Source organism: Vibrio sp. zbq_1, from assembly GCF_043102935.1.
Lineage (GTDB): Bacteria > Pseudomonadota > Gammaproteobacteria > Enterobacterales > Vibrionaceae > Vibrio > Vibrio parahaemolyticus.
Genome location: NZ_JBICJH010000006.1, coordinates 17,816 through 39,072 on the forward strand (window position 1 = coordinate 17,816; position 21,257 = coordinate 39,072).

The window sequence follows — 21,257 nt, forward strand, 5'->3', positions numbered from 1 at the left end:
CTCACGACTTTCGAAGCGACTCCTCAGAGTCGCTTTTTTTATAACTAAATCAAATAGATTTTTAATACAGTTATAACTGTTCAGCCGTTTATTAGGTTAACTGTACTGACTTTTGTTGTTAAACGTAGACTGCGTTAAAGAAAAGGAATTGTTATTGCTTGTATAATCGCCGTTTATCAGTATTAACTAAAATAATTAATAGCAATGTCACAGAGCGACATCACCAGAAATGCCGCCGTACATTATAAAAAAGCCTAAGAAGGATGAGTGCATGAGTCAGGATAAGATCGATATCAAAGATGTGACTCCCAAGACTTTTAACCCGAAAACCCACAAAGGAAACGGGGATCGTTTTAACCCAAGTAATCGCATCTACGTTCGAGAAAGTAAAGGGACTTACCAAAAACTGCGTCGCTACGGTGGTTGGTTCTTACTGCTACTGTTTGCTTTGGTACCGTGGATCCCATACGGCGAGCGACAAGCGATCTTGCTTGATATCGGCAACCAGCAGTTCAACTTTTTCGGCACCACGCTTTATCCGCAAGATCTGACCCTACTCGCTCTGCTCTTTGTGATCGCCGCGTTTGGCCTGTTCTTCATTACCACCTTTTTAGGCCGAGTCTGGTGTGGCTATCTCTGCCCGCAAACCGTGTGGACCTTCATGTACATCTGGTTTGAAGAAAAACTCGAAGGCAGCGCGAATAAACGTCGCAAACAAGACGCCAATAAACTCACCGCCAACTTAGCCATGCGTAAAACACTCAAGCACATCGCTTGGTTTGCTATCGCACTCGCCACAGGCTTCACCTTTGTTGGTTACTTTGTACCGATGAAACAGCTGGTGATTGATTTCTTCACCTTCAACGCGAACTTCTGGCCAGTATTCTGGGTCATGTTCTTTGCCATCTGTACTTACGGCAACGCAGGTTGGATGCGCTCAATCATGTGTATTCACATGTGTCCTTACGCGCGTTTTCAATCAGCGATGTTCGACAAAGACACGTTCATCGTCGGTTACGATACCAAACGTGGTGAAAAGCGCGGTCCGCGTTCACGTAAAGCCGATCCAAAACAACTGGGCTTAGGTGACTGTATTGACTGTGACCTATGTGTGCAGGTGTGTCCAACTGGCATCGATATCCGTGACGGCTTGCAGTATGAATGTATCAACTGTGGCGCTTGTATTGATGCGTGTGACAACACTATGGATCGCATGGGCTACGAAAAAGGCTTAATCAGCTACACCACCGAACACCGTCTATCGGGCAAACACACCAAAGTGATGCGACCTAAGCTACTGGGCTATGGCGCGGTACTCTTGGTGATGATTGGTCTGTTCTTCGCTCAAATCGCCGCCGTCGATCCTGCGGGCATGAGCGTGATTCGCGACCGTAACCAACTGTTCCGCGTGAACAACGCTGGCGAAGTAGAAAACACCTACACCCTAAAAGTGATCAACAAAACTCAACAAGTCCAAGAATACAATCTGGATGTAAAAGGATTGAACGATGTGAGTTGGTACGGCAAACAAACAATTCAAGTTGAGCCAGGGGAAGTGTTGAACTTGCCAATGAGCCTTGGTGCCGATCCTGACAAGCTAAACTCTGCGATCACCACAATTCAGTTTATACTCACCGATAAGAGCAACGAATTCACTATCGAAGTTGAAAGTCGGTTTATCAAAAAGCTGTAACGACAACGTCGATAATTAATGGAAAAAGGCTCAGTAATGAGCCTTTTTATTTATATGTCCCAAAGTATGTTTAACTTTGACGCCCTCACCCCTGATTTCATGTGGTACGCGTTAGAAAGCATTGGCATTCGTGCTGAATCGGGCTTTCTGCCTCTCAACAGTTACGAAAACCGAGTGTACCAATTTACCGATGAAGAGCGCCGTCGCTACGTCGTGAAGTTCTATCGTCCGGAACGTTGGAGCAACGAGCAGATTCAAGAAGAGCACGATTTCACGCTTGAGCTGATTGATAACGAAATCCCCGTCGCCCCACCCGTACGCATCAATGGCAACACCCTGCACCACTATCAAGGCTATGGGTTCGCTCTCTTCGAAAGCGTGGGCGGTCGTCAGTTTGAAGTCGATAACTTAGAGCAACTTGAAGGAGTTGGTCGCTTTTTAGGACGCATCCATAAAGTCGGCAGCCGACAAGCTTTTCAACATCGCCCTACCATTGGTTTGCAAGAGTATCTCTACCAACCACGTGAGATTTTGCAAAACGCCAATATGATCCCGATGCATTTAGAAAACAGCTTTTTCAATGACTTGGACATGCTCATCAAAGCCATCGAAAACCACTGGCAAGGCAGCTTCGCAACGATTCGTCTGCATGGCGATTGCCATCCGGGTAACATCTTGTGGCGCGACGGCCCAATGTTTGTCGATTTAGATGACTCGCGCAACGGCCCTGCCGTACAAGATTTGTGGATGCTACTTAACGGCGAACGCCAAGATAAGCTGATGCAACTGGACATCATTTTAGAGGCGTATCAAGAGTTTTGCGATTTTAACGCTGCGGAATTGAAACTAATCGAGCCGCTTCGCGGTCTACGAATGGTGCACTATATGGCATGGCTAGCAAAACGTTGGCATGACCCGGCATTTCCACTCGCTTTTCCATGGTTTAATGAGCCAAAATACTGGGAAGGTCAGGTCCTTGCATTTAAAGAGCAGATTGCCAGCTTAGAAGAAGCACCACTGTCTTTAATGCCTCAATGGTAAGTCAGGCCGAACAATTCAAAATGGAGATATTTAGATGAAAAAACTGTTCGCACTGTTTTCTATGCTGATGCTAAGCCTGTCGGCACATGCAGCGCAATTCAAAGAAGGTGAACATTACAAAGTATTGGATCTTGAGGTATCAAAGAAGCCTTTAGTGACTGAGTTCTTCTCATTCTACTGCCCACACTGTAATACCTTTGAACCAGTTATCCAGCAGCTTAAAAAGCAGCTACCTGAAGGCACCAAACTGCAAAAGAACCACGTGTCGTTCATGGGTGGCAACATGGGCCCTTCAATGAGCAAAGCATTCGCCACGATGGTCGCAATGAAGGTTGAAGATCAAATGGTGCCAGTGATGTTTAACCGCATCCACAACATGCGCAAACCACCTCGTGACGACGCTGAACTTCGCCAAATCTTCCTAGATGAAGGCATAGATGCGAAGAAATTTGATGCGGCTTACAACGGCTTCGCGGTTGATTCAATGGTTCGTCGTATGGACAAGCAGTTCGAAAACAGCGGTTTGACAGGCGTTCCTGCGGTTATCGTAAATAACAAATACCTAGTTCAAGCACAAAGCATTAAATCAATGGATGAGTACTTTGCACTGGTGAACTACTTGCTAACGCTAAAATAAGCGCAACGCACAGAAAACAGGGGAGCACATGGCTCCCCTTTTTATTTGTGAATCTCTTGTAGCAGTTGGTCTTTCTCTTGCCACACGTCCCCTAACCATTGCTGAAATTGGCGCTTGTACGGCTTGTCGTTGAAGTAATCCCCTAACACCTGCTCATCAACTGGCAACACTTTCACATGGACCACGATCTTAGTCATGCGCCCCATCAGCATGTCTTTAAAAGGTTTGTCCGTATTCTCTGGATACGCGAGGGTCACATCAATGATGTTCTCAAACTGCTCGCCCATTGCCGCCAATGTGTAAGCAATACCGCCTGACTTGGGTTGCAACAGGTATTGGTAGCCCGCTTTGCTTTTACGCTGCTTCTCTTCAGTAAAGCGTGTACCTTCCACGTAGTTCACAACCGTGGTTGGAGTATGCTTGAACTTGGCACACGAACGACGTGTGGTTGCCAAATCTTGGCCACGTTTGTGAGGGTTACGAATTAAATACTCACGAGAGTAACGACGCATGAAAGGCATGTCTAACGCCCAACATGCCATACCAATAAACGGCACATACAGCAGTTGTTGTTTGAGGAAAAACTTCGGCATTGGAATGCGATCTTTAAATACGCAGCACAGCACAACAATATCTGTCCAACTGAGGTGATTGCTGATCAGCAAATACCAACCATCTTTTTTCAGATTCTCGATGCCTTGAACGTCCCACTCCACACGGTTAGACAAGGCAAGAATCCCCGCATTGACGGTCGCCCAAATCCACATCACTTTGTTGGCTGCTTCCGTCCCTTTAGCTTTTAACTGCGCGGTCGGAAGTAGGATCTTAAAAATAGCGATAACACAAATTACGAGTGAACAAATCGCAGAATTGAGGATCACAAAAGAAGCGTTAAAAAAAAATAACAAATATGCCAACATGATAACCAAACAACAGTGATAAGGTGTGAGTAATAAAACAGCGTGTAATTATACTGCTCCGTTGCCACATTGGAACATTTGTGAGAATGGTCAGATTTGTTTTATGTAAAACCAAACTCATATCAAAATCACAATATTCATTCGACAACAAGGAGATAACGAATGAAACCAAGGCTAACCCTTTTGCCTTTGGCCTTTGTCGTCAGTGCTGCTCAGGCTCAACTCGCTGAAACTGCAGGGTTCAGCGGCGAAATCTCAATCAATGCTGGTGTGATTTCATCGGAATCGAACTTTAATACCGACAACAGCAAAACCATCGACTCGTTAAACCAAAGCGCTGAAAGCGACACAACCGTCATCGCAGCGCCACTCGGAAGTATCGCCTACACGTTTGGTCACCAGCTCAACCACCAAGTGTATGCTGGTACAACGCGTTCCGATGTGGCAGTCGGTACGCTGGCTTTTCAATTAGGCTATCAGTACGAACTGCCGTCAGGCACAGTATTGGATGTCTCTTACCTTCCGACCGTCCTCAAAGGCGAAACGTGGCGTAATCCTTATCAAGTAGGTACGGCTCGTAAAACAACGGATGAAGGTGGTAACGCCTATCGATTTCAAATCAAAGGTTTGGTCGATAGAAACTTCACCCTCGATTTAGCTTATGCCGATAAAGATGTCGAACAAGATGAAGTCACCGATCGTTCACTCGCGCGTGATGCCAGTATTTATTACGTAAAAGGCGAATATCGTATTTCACTAGACCAAACATCGCTACTGCAACCCGCGTTCACCTACATCAACCAAGATGCGGATGGAAAAGCAGAATCGTATGACTCTTATGCCTTTGACGTAAGTTGGTTTAAGTTCATCAACCGTCATCGTTTAGCCTTAACCGCAGGCTATGCACTCAAAGATTATCAATCGGCGAGCCAAACTTTTGCGAAAACGCGCAGTGATGACACCTTGAGCTTGTTTGCCGCTTACGAATACCAAAACGTGTTTGATTGGCAAAACTGGTCGTTCATTTCCTTCGCGGGTTATAGCCAAACCGATTCAAACATCACCTTTTATGACGAAAATGAATACCTTTTGTCGTTAGGCTTTAACTACAGCTTCTAACATGGTTCTCGCGGCGAACATGTGAATACTCGCCGCGAACTCCTCTCAAATGACCACTATACGGCTTGAGCCGTGAGTTGTTTCAGCAATCGGTCCATCGCGCGATACCCGAGCGCTTCCGCCAAATGAGAACGCTTAATCTGCTCAGCACCTTCTAAATCCGCTATCGTGCGAGCCACTTTAATGATGCGATGATAGGCACGAATCGATAACCCCAGCCGATGGAGTGCAGTTTCGAGAAATTCCGCATCGCTTTTTTGCAACGGGCAAAATGCCTCAATCTCACGGCTGCCGAGCAGTGCGTTGACTTTGCCGTTTCGATTGAGCATGCTCTCGCGAGCAAGACTGACGCGCTCTTTGACGAGTTCCGTGGGTTCACCTCGGTCACCACCTTCCGCCAACGTGCCTTTCGGTAAGGATGGAATTTCTAACGACATATCAAAACGGTCGAGAAGCGGTCCCGATAAACGACCTAAGTAACGCAAAATAGCTTGAGGGTTAGTGCGAGCTTGATTCCCTTCGTAATAGCCAGTTGGGCTTGGATTCAACGCGCCCACCAGCTGAAAACGAGCAGGAAAACGCGTTTTTCCTTGTGCGCGCGAAATGATGATCTCACCCGATTCCAGTGGTTCTCGTAACGAGTCCAACACTTTACGGTCAAACTCCGGCATTTCATCAAGGAACAATAACCCATTGTGAGCCAAAGAAATCTCTCCCGGTCTTGGCACCGAGCCACCACCAACTAATGCAGCCATCGAACTGGAATGGTGCGGCGCACGAAACGGACGCGACTTCCAGTTGTGCTCATTAATCTCACTTTGCGTCAGTGATGCGACTGAAGCCGTTTCCATCGCTTCTTCGTCGCTCATCTCCGGCAGTAAGTCGCATAAACGCGATGCCAACATGGTTTTTCCTGTACCAGGAGGACCAAGAAAAAGTAGGTTGTGGTTTCCAGCCGCCGCAATTTCTAGAGCACGCTTGCCTTGTTGCTGGCCAATGATGTCTTGTAGATCTCGACCATGTTTTTCAACCGTTTTTCGCTTCGGAGTTTGATAAAGATTGAGACGATGCTGGCCACATAACTCCGCACACACCTCAAGTAAGGATTGCGCTGACTTATGTTGCTCTTTGCCCACCAACGCTGCTTGATCGCCATTGACATGAGGCACCACCAAATGACGTCCTACTTTACTTGCCGCCAATGCGGCAGGAAGCACGCCTTTGACAGGTCTTAATCCTCCAGACAGAGCTAATTCGCCAACAAATTCGTAGTTTTTGAGCCTATCTGTCGCGATTTGCTCTGAAGCCGCCAAAATACCCAATGCGATAGGCAAATCAAAACGACCGCCTTCTTTAGGTAAATCTGCCGGGGCCAAATTGACCGTAATGCGCTTGGCTGGAAACTGGAAATTTGAATTGATGATCGCACTGCGTACACGATCTTTGGATTCCTTTACCGTAGTCTCCGGCAACCCAACGAGAGTAAAGCCGGGCATGCCATTACTGATATGCACTTCCACACTAACTGACGGCGCTTGCACCCCGACACTTGCCCGACTATGAATGATTGCCAGCCCCATAAACTCCCCAATCTATTGAACACTATATAAACAAATGTTTTATCTATGTGGTTATGTTATATACCGCGTCCAAATTGAGAGTTAATGTGAAAAAAGAATGACTTTTTGCTTGTCATGCAGCGGATTTGTGTGATACCACTAATGACGCAAACATTTTCGTAGAACATTACACAATACTATTTAACGAAAAAAGAACGACAGACAGATGAACCTATTCGCTCACATCAACACACTGCTAGCCCTGATTATCGTGGTCATTATTGGCACCGCGCGGGGGCTTGTGGGCGAAAGGTAACCACAAATTACAAAAAACCCCCGCGCTGAAAAGTCCGGGGGTTTTTTTACAACTACAAGTTGTCATCTGTCTAACCCTCGGACAGTTTAACGGGAAGAATGGGAGCGCACATGAAGTGCAACACACATGGCAATCGCTACGAGCCACAACGTAGCAAAGGAGGTTTACGATGACTGGTGCACAACTTGTCGTAGCCGCTTTAAGACAGCAAGGCATCAAGACGGTGTTTGGTTATCCCGGTGGAGCCATCATGCCAATCTATGATGCCTTGTATGACGGAGGTGTCGAGCACATCTTATGCCGTCATGAACAAGGGGCCGCCATGGCCGCCATCGGTATGGCTCGATCCACTCAAGATGTTGCCGTGTGCATGGCAACTTCCGGCCCTGGGGCCACCAACCTTGTTACCGGCCTAGCCGACGCTTTCCTTGATTCCGTTCCTTTGGTAGCCATCACAGGTCAGGTTGCCAGCTCTCATATCGGTACCGATGCGTTCCAAGAAATGGATGTGATTGGTATGTCTCTCGCCTGTACTAAGCATAGTTATCTCGTTACTGACATTGAAGATCTTGCCCCTACGCTAGCCGAAGCGTTTGAAGTGGCCAAAACGGGTCGTCCGGGCCCGGTCATTGTCGATATTGCGAAAGATGTTCAGCTTGCTCAAGCCCCAACAGAATTACTGCCACCTTACGTTGCACCTGAAATCGAAGACGTCAGCGCTGAAGACATTAAACGCGCGCAAGACGTACTGGCGGCATCCACTCGCCCGGTATTGTATGTCGGCGGCGGTGTGCAGCTAGCGAAAGCAACAGATGCAGTGAGAGAGTTCTTACGTCTGAATCCGATGCCAGCGGTAAGCACTCTGAAAGGCTTAGGTACGATTGAACGCCATGACCCTCACTACTTAGGCATGTTGGGTATGCACGGAACCAAAGCGGCCAACCTTGTGGTTCAAGAAGCGGATCTGTTGATTGTCGTAGGTGCGCGTTTTGATGACCGTGTGACGGGCAAACTCGATACCTTTGCGCCGCACGCCAAAGTCATCCATATCGACATCGATGCGGCAGAAATCCATAAGCTTCGCCACGCAAACGCACCACTGCGAGGCGACATCAATACCATTCTTCCTCAATTGGAGCTGACTCAAGATATCTCATCGTGGGTTCACCACAGTGAAAGTCTGCGTAGCGGCTTTAAGTGGCGTTACGACCACCCTGGCGATCTTATCTACGCGCCGCTGCTGCTTAAGCAGTTATCTGACATGATGCCAGACAGCGCCATCGTCTCGACTGACGTAGGCCAGCACCAAATGTGGGCAGCTCAGCATATTCAGCCACGCGATCCGCAAAACTTCATTACTTCCGCAGGCTTAGGCACCATGGGTTTTGGTTTGCCAGCAGCAATGGGCGCATCAGTCGCACGTCCGGATGATCAGTCTATCCTTATTACAGGTGACGGTTCATTCATGATGAACGTACAGGAGCTAGGCACGCTAAAACGTCGCCAAATTCCAGTGAAGATTGTTCTCCTAAACAACCAACGTCTTGGCATGGTTCGCCAATGGCAATCACTGTTTTTCGACGGTCGCCACAGTGAAACCATTCTTGATGACAACCCAGATTTCGTGATGTTGGCAAAAGCCTTCGACATTCCGGGCAAAACCATCACCAAGAAAGAAGAAGTCGAACCAGCACTTAAAGAGATGCTAGCGAGCGAAACTTCTTACATGCTTCACGTTTTAATTGATGAAGAAGAAAACGTGTGGCCACTTGTACCACCTGGTGCGTCAAACAGTGATATGTTGGAAAACACGTAGGAGACATCACATGGACAGATATTTACTCGACATCAAAGCCGACGACAAACCGGTACTGTTAGAGCGCGTTCTACGTGTGATTCGTCACCGAGGCTTTGTGATCAAACAGGTGGCCGCTACTCAAAACCACGAAAGTAAAGTAGCCAGCGTAGAGATCATCGTCGACAGCGATCGACCAATCTCGTTTTTGATCAATCAAATTGAGAAGTTGTGGGACGTTCGTAAAGTTGAGGTGCTGAAAATCCGCAACGATGAACTGCCAAATCACAACTTACAACAACACGTAAGTGCATAAGGAAGGCAACAAATGGCAACGAAAACTGCAGATTTCATTTGGTTTAATGGTGATATGGTTCCATGGGCAGAGGCGAACGTGCACGTTCTCACTCACGCCATGCATTACGGCACCTCGGTATTTGAAGGGGTACGCTGCTACAACACACCAAAAGGCCCAATTGTCTTCCGTCACCGTGAGCATGCACAGCGTTTAAAAGATTCCGCCAAAATTTACCGCTTCCCTATTCCATACTCTGTTGAAGAAATCATGGAAGCAACGCGTGAAACTCTGCGTCAAAACAAACTCGACAGCGCTTACATTCGTCCATTGGGATTTGTGGGCAATGTCGGTTTAGGTGTTTGTCCTCCAGTAGGCACCGAAATGGAGCTGATCATCGCGGCGTTCCCATGGGGCTCGTACCTTGGTGAAGAAGCACTAGAAAAAGGCGTGGATGCGATGATTTCAAGCTGGAATCGCGCGGCACCTAACACCATCCCTACCGCTGCAAAAGCGGGTGGTAACTACCTTTCTTCACTACTCGTTGGTGGTGAAGCACGTCGTCATGGTTACGACGAAGGTATCGCACTGAGTGTTGACGGTTACTTGTCAGAAGGCGCGGGCGAGAACATCTTTGTCATCAAAGATCGCGTGATCACCACACCACCAGCAACCAGCGCTATCCTACCGGGCATCACTCGTGACTCGATCATGACCATTGCTCGCGATAAAGGTTACGAAGTCCGTGAAGCTAACATTGCCCGCGAAGCGCTATACCTTGCGGATGAAGTATTCATGACCGGTACCGCAGCAGAAGTTGTGCCTGTGGCAACCATCGACAAAATTGAAGTGGGCAGCGGTAAACGCGGTCCGATTACCAAAGAATTGCAAGAAGCCTACTTTGGCCTATTTAACGGCACCACGGAAGATAAGTGGGGCTGGTTAGACTATGTGTACCCAGAGCAGCAGTAAGAAGGATTTAAGAAATGCCAAAATATAGATCAGCAACCACCACACATGGTCGTAACATGGCGGGAGCTCGTGCGCTCTGGCGTGCAACCGGTGTAAAAGACGAAGATTTCGGTAAGCCAATCATCGCCGTGGTGAACTCATTCACTCAGTTCGTACCAGGCCACGTACACCTTAAAGATTTGGGCCAACTTGTTGCTCAAGAGATTGAAGCGGCAGGCGGCATCGCAAAAGAATTCAATACCATCGCCGTCGATGATGGCATCGCAATGGGTCACGGCGGCATGCTTTACTCGCTGCCATCACGTGAATTGATTGCCGACTCAGTAGAATACATGGTTAATGCGCACTGTGCAGATGCCATGGTGTGTATCTCTAACTGTGACAAAATCACTCCAGGGATGCTGATGGCGTCAATGCGTCTCAACATTCCAGTTATTTTCGTATCTGGCGGCCCAATGGAAGCGGGCAAAACCAAGCTTTCAGACCAGATCATCAAGTTAGACCTTGTCGATGCCATGATCCAAGGCGCCGATCCTAAAGTGTCAGACGAACAAAGCGAACAGATCGAACGCAGTGCATGCCCAACGTGTGGATCGTGTTCAGGCATGTTCACCGCAAACTCAATGAACTGTCTGACAGAAGCTCTGGGTCTGTCTCAGCCAGGCAACGGCTCGCTGTTGGCAACGCATGCCGATCGTAAAGAGCTGTTTATCAATGCAGGTAAACGCATCGTTGAACTCACCAAACGCTACTACGAGCAAGATGACGAAACGGCTCTACCACGCAATATCGCGACCAAAGCCGCATTTGAAAACGCGATGGCACTCGACATCGCAATGGGCGGTTCGACCAATACGGTGTTGCACCTTTTAGCTGCAGCGCAAGAAGGTGAAGTCGATTTTGATATGACGGACATCGACCGCATGTCTCGCCAAGTACCCCACCTGTGTAAAGTGGCTCCTTCAACGCAGAAATACCACATGGAAGATGTACACCGTGCGGGTGGCGTTGTCGGTATCCTTGGTGAACTGAACCGTGCAGGTCTGCTGCACAATCAGTCTAAGACTGTCCTAGGACTGACTTGGGAAGAACAGCTAGCCAAATACGACATCATGCTGACCGATTCAGAAGAAGTGAAATCATTCTACCGTGCTGGCCCTGCGGGTATCCGCACCACACAAGCATTCTCGCAAGATTGTCGCTGGGATACCCTCGATAATGACCGTGCGGAAGGCTGTATCCGCACCAAAGAAAACGCGTTTAGCCAAGATGGCGGCCTTGCCGTTCTGAAAGGCAACATCGCGCTGGATGGTTGTATTGTGAAGACTGCTGGTGTGGACGAAAGCATCCTGAAATTTACTGGCCCTGCGGTAGTGTTTGAAAGCCAGGAAGATGCGGTAGACGGCATCCTTGGCGGCAAAGTGAAAGCGGGCGATGTAGTTGTGATTCGCTACGAAGGTCCAAAAGGTGGCCCGGGCATGCAAGAAATGCTCTACCCAACCACTTATCTAAAATCGATGGGCTTAGGTAAAGAGTGTGCGTTATTAACTGACGGCCGCTTCTCTGGTGGTACCTCTGGTCTGTCTATCGGCCATGCTTCTCCAGAAGCCGCCAATGGCGGTGCGATCGGCTTGGTTCAAAACGGCGATTTGATTGCGATTGATATTCCAAATCGCAGCATCTCTCTTGAGATCTCTGAACAGGAACTTGCAGAGCGCCGCGTAAAACAAGACGAACTGGGTTGGAAACCAGCAAATCGTCAACGTGAAGTGTCTTTCGCCCTAAAAGCGTACGCCAGCATGGCAACCAGTGCTGACAAAGGTGCAGTACGAGATAAATCGAAGCTAGAGGGCTAGCCATGATGGAATCTCAACCCGAAAAAAAAGCGAATCAATCTGGCGCAGACTATCTGCGCCAAATCCTTCGCGCACCGGTTTATGAAGTCGCAACAGTAACGCCACTGCAAGAAATGCCTCGTTTATCTGCACGTATCGGGAATAACGTGCAGATCAAGCGTGAAGACCGCCAACCCGTACACTCGTTCAAACTGCGCGGTGCCTACAACATGGTGGCAAGCCTAACTGAAGCACAGAAAGCCGCAGGCGTGATTGCAGCATCGGCTGGTAACCACGCTCAAGGCATGGCACTGTCTGGCACCAAACTCGGAATCAAAACCACGATTGTTATGCCAAAAACCACACCAGACATCAAAGTCGATGCGGTACGCAGTTTCGGTGGCAATGTGGTGCTGCACGGCAACAACTTTGATGAAGCCAAAGCCGAGGCCGAACGCTTGTCAGAGCAACACGGTTATACGTTCGTGCCTCCTTTCGACCACCCGTTGGTGATCGCAGGCCAAGGCACCATCGGCATGGAAATGCTGCAGCAAAATGGTCATCTCGACTACATCTTCGTGCCAGTTGGAGGCGGTGGCTTGGCGGCTGGTGTAGCGGTTCTGGTCAAGCAACTGATGCCAGAAATCAAAGTCATCGCCGTCGAACCGGAAGACTCGTCTTGTTTGAAAGCGGCACTAGATGCAGGTGAACCTGTGGTACTCGACCAAGTCAGCATGTTTGCTGATGGTGTGGCGGTAAAACGCATCGGTGAAGAAACGTTCCGCTTGTGTCAGAAATACATTGATGGTCATGTGGCGGTTTCAAGCGATGAAATCTGCGCTGCCGTAAAAGACATTTTTGAGGATACTCGCGCGATTGCTGAACCATCCGGGGCGCTTGCGCTTGCTGGCTTGAAGAAGTTTGTTGAGCAAAACCAACTGGAAAACAAAAACCTTGCCACGGTGCTGTCTGGCGCAAATACCAACTTCCATGGTTTACGTTATGTTTCAGAGCGTTGTGAATTAGGTGAGAAGCGTGAAGGTCTATTGGCCGTGACGATTCCAGAACGCCAAGGCGCTTTCTTTGAATTCTGTAATCTGATTGGCGGCCGCGCTGTCACCGAGTTTAACTACCGTTACAACGATGATGAACTGGCGAATATCTTTGTTGGTGTACGCCTGCAAGGCGGTCAGGAAGAGCTGGATAACATCATTCGCGATCTACGCGAAGGTGGCTACCCAGTCGTGGATTTGTCCGACGATGAAATGGCCAAACTGCACATTCGTTACATGATCGGTGGCAAGCCCTCTAAACAGCTGAAAGAGCGTCTCTATAGCTTTGAATTTCCTGAGTATCCAGGCGCACTATTGAAGTTCTTAAGCACGCTTGGCACCCATTGGAACATCAGCCTATTCAACTACCGCAACCACGGTGCCGACTACGGACGCGTTCTGTGTGGTTTCGAGTTAGATGAAAGCGATTTAGCCCAATTTTCAGCGCATTTACGAGAACTTGGCTACCAATGTAAGGATGAAACCGATAATCCATCCTACAAGTTTTTCTTGTCTTAATTCGCCTTATCAACACCTCGCTGCGGCGAGGTGTTTTGTTTCCAATTTACGGTTTCATGGACCAAGTGATGAGCTAATACTGAGATCGGATGATTCTTTTGACTAACACTGCAACCAATCTTGATGCAACTGATTCGGTGATCCCAAATAATCCACCATCCATTGGATCAACTTATGATCGTCATCTTTACGCCATACCAAACAGCATCGGCTCAATGGCTTGTCATCTTGCAGCAGTTTCTCCACCAGCACACCTTCATGAATAAGTGGCATCGCAATATGACGCGGCATATACCCGACTCCAACGCCATTTTTTAAACATTCAATCGCACTGTACCAATTGGGCAATAATAAACGACGCTGCTTGGCATAGTGACCTGTGTGTCGTTTTGGCAGTACGTTCGATGTGTCATCCAGACAAATCGCGGGGAACTGGCTAACAAACTCTTCGGTGAGAACCTGCTGACGTACACAAGGATGAGCAGGCGACATGACAAACGCCCAATCCAACACACCCATGTCTTTCACTTCGAAATCCCCGCCGACCGGAACTGCTGAAGTGGCTCCGACTACGATGTCGGCACGACCTTGAGCGATCGCCTCCCAAGAGCCGTTAAAGACTTCCATATTGATTTGCAGTTCCGCAAATTCAAACTCTCGATAAAAATCTTCCACTAGCGGCTTGAGCTTTTCGAGCTTCACTACGTTATCCAGCGTCAGTTTCAGCGTTGTTTTCCAGCCGTGCGCAGCTCGACGAGTTTGTGCTTTCACCTCTTCCATCTGACGCAGTAACGAGCGAGCTTCAGCCATGAATAGCTCACCCGCTGGTGTTAATTCAACTTTTCTTGGTAAGCGGCGAAATAGCACGACGTCCAAATCCTGCTCTACCTGTCGCACGCCATAGCTGATCGCCGAAGGAACTTTGTGAAGCACTTCAGCAGCGGCCGTGAAACTGCCTAACCGAGCAACCGTATCGAGCATTTCCAATGATGCTTTGGAGAACATGATTTCTGACCTTTCAAAAAATTTGATTGATAACCAACAATTTTAGCGTTTTATTTTCTCAAAATCGAAAAATAGAATAATAAGGTAAATAAATCAGGGTTGGCGCCAACTGATATTGATTAAAAAATGATTAAATAATTTGATTGGTTGAATCATGAAAATATCAAAACTACAGCTCGTTTATCTTGCAGCTTTATCTATGCTTGGCTTTGTTGCCACTGACATGTACTTACCTGCGTTCAAAGCGATGGAAATCGACTTTGCTACAGGTCCCGAACAAATCGCACTTTCTCTGACCGTATTTCTTGTAGGTATGGCTTTTGGTCAGTTGATGTGGGGATTGGCATCGGATAAATTTGGTCACCGCAATACGCTGGCCGCAGGTCTGGTACTCTTTACCATTGCCTCATTCGGCTTAGCATTCTGCGATGAAGTTTGGCAGCTACTGACACTGCGCTTTGTGCAAGCAATCGGCGTGTGTGCTCCTGCGGTTATCTGGCAAGCGATGGTAATCAAGCGTTACTCCAGCAGTAGCCAGCAAATTTTTGCCACCATCATGCCGTTGGTAGCACTATCACCAGCACTTGCACCTCAACTGGGTGTGGTTTTAGCGGATAGCTTTGGTTGGCACAGTATTTTTATCGCATTAACGCTTGTTGGTGTGGTGCTCGTTGCTGCCACCATGGCACAAAAGAACGAACAAGCCGAAATCAAACAAACCAGCATGTCTGCGGATATTAAAGCGTTACTAGGTTCAAAAACTTACCTAGGTAACGTGTTTATGTTCGCAACCGCATCGGCAGCGTTCTTTGCTTACCTTACTGGTATGCCAGAAATCATGTCTCAACTCGGCTACGAAGCAAAAGACATCGGTTTGAGCTTTATTCCACAAACCATTGCTTTCATGGTGGGTGGTTACCTAGGTAAAGTTGGTGTTCGCAAATTTGGTGATGAAAAAATTCTACGTCAGTTGATCGGTTTATTCAGTGTTGCCGCGTTGCTTATCTTTGTAGCTTCGCAGTGGGAATTGACCTCCATCTGGCCAATCCTAGCGCCTTTCTGTCTGATTGCGGTAGCGAATGGTGCGTTGTACCCAATCGTAGTAAACCGTGCATTGGCAAGTGCGAAGCAAAGCCCTGCAACCGCAGCTGGTTTGCAAAACAGCCTGCAAATTACCGTGAGCAGCCTATCAAGCGCACTAGTAGCAGCGATGGCAAGCCAAGCTCAAATGGTTACGGGCGTGGCAATCGTCATTTGTATGGGTGGCTTGTGGATGGGTTACATTCTGTCGAATCGTGAACTCTCTAAGCATTTCACTACACCTGACAACGCTCGCGTCGTCAGCGAAGATGAACTTTAAGTCTGTACTTCAGTCCATCCGATCATAATAAGAGCCGCGTAATGCGGCTCTTTTCATTTATAAACTTTTCAGTCCCCACTTCTGAGCAGTCTGCTTAAAGAAGCCTTGTGTTTTTTTCAACTCCACCCAGTGGTTGATGTAGTTAATCCAGACTTGGTCGTCTTGTGGCAACAACATGGCAATTGGAGTTGGTCTGCGAGGTGCTTTCACAGGCACAATCGCCAACTGTTTGAACTTGTCCACCAGCGTCGCCGCTTCCACATTGGAAGTCACAGACACGTCCGCTCTGCGAGCCAACAGCTCTTGGAAATCACGCGCGGGGGCTTCAATCACAATATGCTGCGCCGATGGAAAGAACTCTTTCACCATTTTCTCTTGTACCGTACCTAACGTCGCAGCCACTTTCACATCGGGTTTATTAAAATCCTCCCAATCAGAGAATTTGGCGAGGTCTTTTTTCTGTACCACTGGCACAAACACCAAGTAGAAATAGGGTTGGCTATAACCAGCCACCTTCGCACGCGACATGTTTAAAGACGCACTGCCAGTGATGTCGTACTTGTTGGCCGTAATACCATTAACCAGCGTTTTCCAATCGGTGGCAACGTACTCCACTTTGACACCCAAATCTTTAGCAAGCTCGGTTGTGACATCAATATCAAAACCACGATAACTGTTCGTGGCTGGATCTTTCATTGTCATTGGATTCCAGTCCCCAGTCGTCCCTACTCTCAACACGCCTTTATCCAGAATCTCTTGAAGACGGCTCTGAGCATGAACAACTTGAGTGACCATAAGCAGACATATTCCTAGCGCAAACAAAATCTTTTTCATTTTTATTCCCTTAAAAATAACGACCTTATACGGTTTAATTATTAACCTTTATTACAACCCCATTGATAACATAGCAGTAACAATGGAAGTTTTTTAGTTAATTCAGGGAGTAAATGTGACCTTTCGAACTCTATGGCTGATTTCGCTGCTGTTGTTAACGGGTTGCTCAGATTACCAATGGGGCTGGTATGTACTCGACCCGTCAACGGAACAAGGGATAACCAACCTAAAGTTTTTAGTCGCGGGGTTTAATGACACCATTCAAGTGTCACTCTTGAGTATGTGTTTTGCCATGACACTTGGGCTGCTGATTGCGTTGCCTGCACTTTCTCGCTCCCCAACGCTCAAATGGATGAATCGCATCTACGTTGAGGTGATCCGCTCAATCCCAGTATTGGTGTTGCTCTTGTGGGTTTACTACGGCATGCCAACGCTGCTCGATGTCTCTCTCAATAATTTTTGGGCGGGGGTAATTGCACTGACTATCGCTGAAAGTGCGTTTATGGCAGAAGTATTTCGCGGTGGGATTCAAGCGATCAACCGAGGTCAGCATGAAGCGGCAGAATCACTTGGTTTGAATTATTGGCAGAAGATGCGCTTGGTGATTCTTCCGCAAGCATTTCGACAAATTTTACCGCCGTTAGGGAATCAGTTTGTCTACATCCTCAAAATGAGTTCTCTGGTGAGCGTAATCGGTTTAAGTGACTTAACGAGACGTGCCAACGAGTTGGTGGTGAATGAGTACTTACCGTTAGAAATTTATACCTTCTTGGTTCTGGAGTACTTGTTGCTCATTCTATTCGTTTCTCAAGCAGTGCGTTGGTTAGAAAAGCGTATCGCGATTCCCAGTTACTGATACTTGCACTAAAAACGACAAAGCCGCTCTCACTGGAGCGGCTTTGATAATTTAGCTTTTAAGCTCAGGTAACGCTTACTTTTGCTTAACTGGACGTTGCCAACCAGTGATCTTACGCTCTTTAACGCGAGTGATCACTAACTCACCCTCTTCCACGTCTTTAGTTAGTGTGGTACCAGCGCCGATAGTGGCACCATCAGCAATAGTGACAGGTGCCACCAGCTGGCTATCAGAGCCAACAAACACATCGTTACCAATGATGGTCTTGAACTTATTTGCGCCATCGTAGTTACACGTAATCGTGCCCGCACCGATATTAGTGCGTTGGCCGATTTCCGCATCACCAAGGTAAGTCAGGTGGTTTGCTTTAGAGCCTTCACCAATGCGCGCATTTTTCACTTCCACGAAGTTACCGACGTGCGCGTCGTTACGTAGCTCAGCACCAGGACGCAGACGAGTGAATGGACCGACGGTACACTCTTCACCAACGGTTGCGCCTTCAATCACACTGTAAGGACGAACGATAGTGTTATCGTCGATTTCACAATCTTTCAGTACACAACCAGTGCCGATAATGACGTTATCACCCAGCGATACGTTACCTTCAATGATGACATTTGCATCGATTTCACAATCCATACCGCACTGAAGCTCACCGCGTAAGTCAAAACGCGCAGGGTCACGTAGCATCACACCTTGTTCAAGTAGTTTTTGTGCTTGCATCGATTGGAACGCGCGCTCTAGACGAGCAAGTTGAGCGCGATCATTAACACCTTCTACTTCAATGGCATTCACTGGGTGAACGGCTTCAACGGCACGCCCTTCGTCGTGCGCAGCAGCAATAACGTCTGTTAGGTAGTACTCACCTTGAGCATTGTTGTTGTTTAAGCCTGACAACCAACGCTTCAGATCACCACCAGTCGCAACCATTACGCCAGTGTTGATCTCTTTAATTTGCTTTTGTTCTTCGCTTGCGTCTTTTTGCTCAACGATAGCAACCACTGGACCATTTTTACGAATGATACGTCCGTAACCAGTCGGGTTATCGAGCATTACAGTAAGTAACGCGATGCCACCTGTTGGTTGTGCATCAAGTAGGTTTTCAATGGTTTCAGGAGAAATTAGTGGGACATCACCATAAAGAACTAGGATCTTTTCATCGTCTTCGAAACGTGGAGAAGCCTGATCCACCGCGTGGCCAGTACCAAGCTGATCCGCTTGAAGTACCCAGTTGACAGTCTCATCTGCAAGTGTGGTTTGCATTTGATCACCACCGTGACCAAAGACTAGGTGAATGTTTTGTGCGCCAAGGCCAGTACAAGTATCGATAACATGTTTAACCATTGGCTTCCCTGCCAAAGTGTGTAGCACTTTAGGCATATTTGAGTGCATACGAGTACCTTTACCCGCTGCAAGAATCACAGCACTGAATTTCATTGATAACCTATTGACGTTTTCTGTTAATTGGCCGTTATTTTAAACAGCTCTTTTTGAATAGTTAATGGAATTAAGTAAATTTCCAACTAAAAATAATCAAAAAGGCGACCTTTAAGGTCGCCTTTTGTCATGCAACGTTGCTAATTGAGCTTAGCGACGCTTTTTGGTCAGCTCGATAACTCGAAGCTGAGCAATGGCTTTAGCCAGTTCGCTGGCCGCTTGTGCGAAGTCCATGTCACCATGCTGATTCTGGATTTTCTCCTCAGCGCGGCGCTTGGCTTCTTCTGCCTTCGCTGCGTCTAGATCTTCACCACGAATCGCTGTATCAGCCAGTACTGTAGCAGTACCAGGCTGAACTTCGACCATACCACCAGAGACATAAATGAACTCTTCGTGGCCGTGCTGTTTCACAATACGCACCATACCAGGCTTAATAGCGGACAGCAGCGGAGTGTGGCCGTGGAAAATACCCAGCTCACCTTCGCTACCGGTCACCTGAAACGTTTCTACGCGACCAGAGAAAATACGTTTCTCAGCGCTCACCACGTCTAGGTGAAAGGTTATTGGTGCCATATCGCCTCCTAGTTAGCCTTATAGCTTCTTCGCATTCTCGATAGCATCGTCAATCGTACCGCAGTACATGAACGCTTGCTCTGGAATGTCATCGTACTCACCAGCTAGTAGACCTTTGAAGCCACGTAGAGTCTCTTTAAGAGGTACGTAAACACCAGGGTCGCCTGTAAATACTTCTGCTACGTGGTAAGGCTGAGTTAGGAAACGCTCAATCTTACGTGCACGAGATACAACTTGCTTATCTGACTCAGATAGCTCGTCCATACCTAGAATCGCAATGATGTCTTTCAGCTCTTTGTAGCGCTGAAGTGTCTGCTGAACGCCACGAGCGATGTCGTAGTGATCTTGACCAACAACTAGTGGGTCTAGCTGACGAGACGTAGAATCTAGTGGGTCGATCGCTGGGTATAGACCCATTGCTGCGATGTTACGGTTAAGTACAACCGTTGCATCCAAGTGCGCGAATGTTGTTGCTGGAGACGGGTCAGTCAAGTCATCCGCAGGTACGTATACCGCCTGTACAGACGTGATAGAACCTTGCTTAGTTGACGTGATACGCTCCTGTAGTACACCCATCTCTTCTGCAAGAGTTGGCTGGTAACCTACCGCTGAAGGCATACGACCTAGAAGTGCTGATACCTCAGTACCTGCAAGCGTGTAACGGTAGATGTTATCAACGAACAGTAGTACGTCACGACCTTCGTCACGGAAACGCTCTGCCATTGTTAGACCAGTCAGAGCAACACGTAGACGGTTGCCCGGTGGCTCGTTCATCTGACCGTAAACCATCGCTACTTTAGATTCTTCAGGATTCTCAACGTTTACAACGCCCGCTTCCTGCATCTCGAAGTAGAAATCGTTACCTTCACGAGTACGTTCACCAACACCAGCAAATACTGATAGACCTGAGTGTTGAAGTGCGATGTTGTTGATAAGTTCCATCATGTTAACGGTCTTACCTACACCAGCACCACCGAATAGACCGATTTTACCACCCTTAGCGAATGGACAAACCAAGTCGATTACTTTAACACCAGTTTCTAGAAGTGCTGTTTCGTTTGATTGCTCTTCGTAGCTTGGTGCTTCACGGTGGATAGAGTAAACCTCTTCTGCACCGATCTCACCACGCTCATCAATCGCGTCACCTAGGACGTTCATGATACGACCTAGAGTTTTAGTACCTACTGGTACTGAAATTGGAGCGCCAGTGTTAACCACTTCAACTCCACGACGTAAACCATCAGAGCTACCCATTACGATACAACGAACTACGCCACCGCCTAGCTGTTGTTGAACTTCAAGAACTAGACGCTCTTTTGAGTCCGTTACGTTTAGAGCGTCATATACACTAGGTACTTCGCTCTGTGGGAACTCTACGTCGACTACCGCACCGATGATCTGTACGATCTTACCTGTAGCCATCGTTAATCCTCTAAACT

The 21,257-nt window shown here is 47.7% G+C and carries 18 protein-coding genes; 11 read left to right on the forward strand and 7 right to left on the reverse strand.

What is annotated here, in order from left to right; all coding sequences use genetic code 11:
* Positions 1 to 271: 271 nt before the first annotated feature.
* From ccoG to ACF8CV_RS05775, 3 genes are read left to right on the forward strand one after another with little or no spacing between them, the layout of a single operon-like run.
* Complete coding sequence (gene ccoG, locus ACF8CV_RS05765) at positions 272 to 1,693, forward strand: cytochrome c oxidase accessory protein CcoG (protein WP_138938568.1); 1,422 nt, start codon at positions 272 to 274, stop codon at positions 1,691 to 1,693.
* 54 nt (positions 1,694 to 1,747) lie between these two features.
* The gene (locus ACF8CV_RS05770) at positions 1,748 to 2,734 is read left to right on the forward strand and encodes a serine/threonine protein kinase (RefSeq protein ID WP_020839880.1); all 987 of its coding nucleotides are present in this window, start codon (positions 1,748 to 1,750) and stop codon (positions 2,732 to 2,734) included.
* Positions 2,735 to 2,768: 34 nt separating this feature from the next.
* Positions 2,769 to 3,371: a thiol:disulfide interchange protein DsbA/DsbL gene (locus ACF8CV_RS05775; RefSeq protein WP_005454748.1), complete on the forward strand. Its 603-nt coding sequence runs from the start codon at positions 2,769 to 2,771 to the stop codon at positions 3,369 to 3,371.
* A gap of 41 nt (positions 3,372 to 3,412) precedes the next feature.
* Here ACF8CV_RS05775 and ACF8CV_RS05780 read toward each other — a convergent pair whose 3' ends face one another.
* Complete coding sequence (locus ACF8CV_RS05780) at positions 3,413 to 4,291, reverse strand: acyltransferase (protein WP_020904428.1); 879 nt, start codon at positions 4,289 to 4,291, stop codon at positions 3,413 to 3,415.
* 162 nt (positions 4,292 to 4,453) lie between these two features.
* Between ACF8CV_RS05780 and ACF8CV_RS05785 the strand changes: the two genes are divergently transcribed.
* Positions 4,454 to 5,410 carry a DUF2860 domain-containing protein gene (locus ACF8CV_RS05785; protein WP_020904427.1) on the forward strand — a complete coding sequence of 319 codons (957 nt, stop codon included), beginning with the start codon at positions 4,454 to 4,456 and terminating at the stop codon, positions 5,408 to 5,410.
* Between the two features lie 56 nt (positions 5,411 to 5,466).
* Here the strand turns inward: ACF8CV_RS05785 and ACF8CV_RS05790 are convergent, their stop codons facing one another.
* Positions 5,467 to 6,990 carry a YifB family Mg chelatase-like AAA ATPase gene (locus ACF8CV_RS05790; RefSeq protein WP_025551218.1) on the reverse strand — a complete coding sequence of 508 codons (1,524 nt, stop codon included), beginning with the start codon at positions 6,988 to 6,990 and terminating at the stop codon, positions 5,467 to 5,469.
* Between the two features lie 464 nt (positions 6,991 to 7,454).
* Between ACF8CV_RS05790 and ilvG the strand changes: the two genes are divergently transcribed.
* The 5 genes from ilvG to ilvA are packed head-to-tail and all read left to right on the forward strand — an operon-like array spanning position 7,455 to position 13,753.
* On the forward strand, positions 7,455 to 9,101 hold the full coding sequence (gene ilvG / locus ACF8CV_RS05795) for an acetolactate synthase 2 catalytic subunit (RefSeq protein ID WP_005461385.1): 1,647 nt from the start codon (positions 7,455 to 7,457) through the stop codon (positions 9,099 to 9,101).
* Between the two features lie 10 nt (positions 9,102 to 9,111).
* Positions 9,112 to 9,396 carry an acetolactate synthase 2 small subunit gene (ilvM, locus tag ACF8CV_RS05800; protein WP_005378958.1) on the forward strand — a complete coding sequence of 95 codons (285 nt, stop codon included), beginning with the start codon at positions 9,112 to 9,114 and terminating at the stop codon, positions 9,394 to 9,396.
* A gap of 12 nt (positions 9,397 to 9,408) precedes the next feature.
* Positions 9,409 to 10,347: a branched-chain-amino-acid transaminase gene (gene ilvE, locus ACF8CV_RS05805; protein ID WP_005497442.1), complete on the forward strand. Its 939-nt coding sequence runs from the start codon at positions 9,409 to 9,411 to the stop codon at positions 10,345 to 10,347.
* Positions 10,348 to 10,361: 14 nt separating this feature from the next.
* Positions 10,362 to 12,203: a dihydroxy-acid dehydratase gene (gene ilvD, locus ACF8CV_RS05810; RefSeq protein ID WP_020904424.1), complete on the forward strand. Its 1,842-nt coding sequence runs from the start codon at positions 10,362 to 10,364 to the stop codon at positions 12,201 to 12,203.
* 2 nt (positions 12,204 to 12,205) lie between these two features.
* On the forward strand, positions 12,206 to 13,753 hold the full coding sequence (ilvA, locus tag ACF8CV_RS05815; protein ID WP_017449317.1) for a threonine ammonia-lyase, biosynthetic: 1,548 nt from the start codon (positions 12,206 to 12,208) through the stop codon (positions 13,751 to 13,753).
* 102 nt (positions 13,754 to 13,855) lie between these two features.
* Here ilvA and punR read toward each other — a convergent pair whose 3' ends face one another.
* Positions 13,856 to 14,758, reverse strand: a complete 903-nt coding sequence (gene punR, locus ACF8CV_RS05820; protein WP_005465352.1) for a DNA-binding transcriptional activator PunR — start codon at positions 14,756 to 14,758, stop codon at positions 13,856 to 13,858.
* Positions 14,759 to 14,912: 154 nt separating this feature from the next.
* On the opposite strand from punR, the gene punC reads away from it, so the two are divergent.
* Positions 14,913 to 16,118: a purine nucleoside transporter PunC gene (punC, locus tag ACF8CV_RS05825; RefSeq protein ID WP_020904422.1), complete on the forward strand. Its 1,206-nt coding sequence runs from the start codon at positions 14,913 to 14,915 to the stop codon at positions 16,116 to 16,118.
* A gap of 57 nt (positions 16,119 to 16,175) precedes the next feature.
* Here the strand turns inward: punC and ACF8CV_RS05830 are convergent, their stop codons facing one another.
* Positions 16,176 to 16,952, reverse strand: coding sequence for a transporter substrate-binding domain-containing protein (locus ACF8CV_RS05830; protein ID WP_025520901.1), 777 nt, complete (start codon positions 16,950 to 16,952; stop codon positions 16,176 to 16,178).
* Positions 16,953 to 17,067: 115 nt separating this feature from the next.
* Here ACF8CV_RS05830 and ACF8CV_RS05835 point away from each other — a divergent pair, with 115 nt between their 5' ends.
* Positions 17,068 to 17,808: an amino acid ABC transporter permease gene (locus ACF8CV_RS05835; RefSeq protein WP_138938547.1), complete on the forward strand. Its 741-nt coding sequence runs from the start codon at positions 17,068 to 17,070 to the stop codon at positions 17,806 to 17,808.
* 75 nt (positions 17,809 to 17,883) lie between these two features.
* Here the strand turns inward: ACF8CV_RS05835 and glmU are convergent, their stop codons facing one another.
* The 3 genes from glmU to atpD form a co-directional block, all read right to left on the reverse strand.
* Positions 17,884 to 19,245 carry a bifunctional UDP-N-acetylglucosamine diphosphorylase/glucosamine-1-phosphate N-acetyltransferase GlmU gene (glmU, locus tag ACF8CV_RS05840; protein WP_005497454.1) on the reverse strand — a complete coding sequence of 454 codons (1,362 nt, stop codon included), beginning with the start codon at positions 19,243 to 19,245 and terminating at the stop codon, positions 17,884 to 17,886.
* Positions 19,246 to 19,395: 150 nt separating this feature from the next.
* Positions 19,396 to 19,818 (reverse strand): F0F1 ATP synthase subunit epsilon, encoded by a 423-nt coding sequence (locus ACF8CV_RS05845; RefSeq protein ID WP_005456027.1) that lies wholly within the window; start codon positions 19,816 to 19,818, stop codon positions 19,396 to 19,398.
* An 18-nt stretch (positions 19,819 to 19,836) separates the two neighbouring features.
* On the reverse strand, positions 19,837 to 21,240 hold the full coding sequence (gene atpD, locus ACF8CV_RS05850) for a F0F1 ATP synthase subunit beta (RefSeq protein WP_005481178.1): 1,404 nt from the start codon (positions 21,238 to 21,240) through the stop codon (positions 19,837 to 19,839).
* Positions 21,241 to 21,257: the final 17 nt, after the last annotated feature.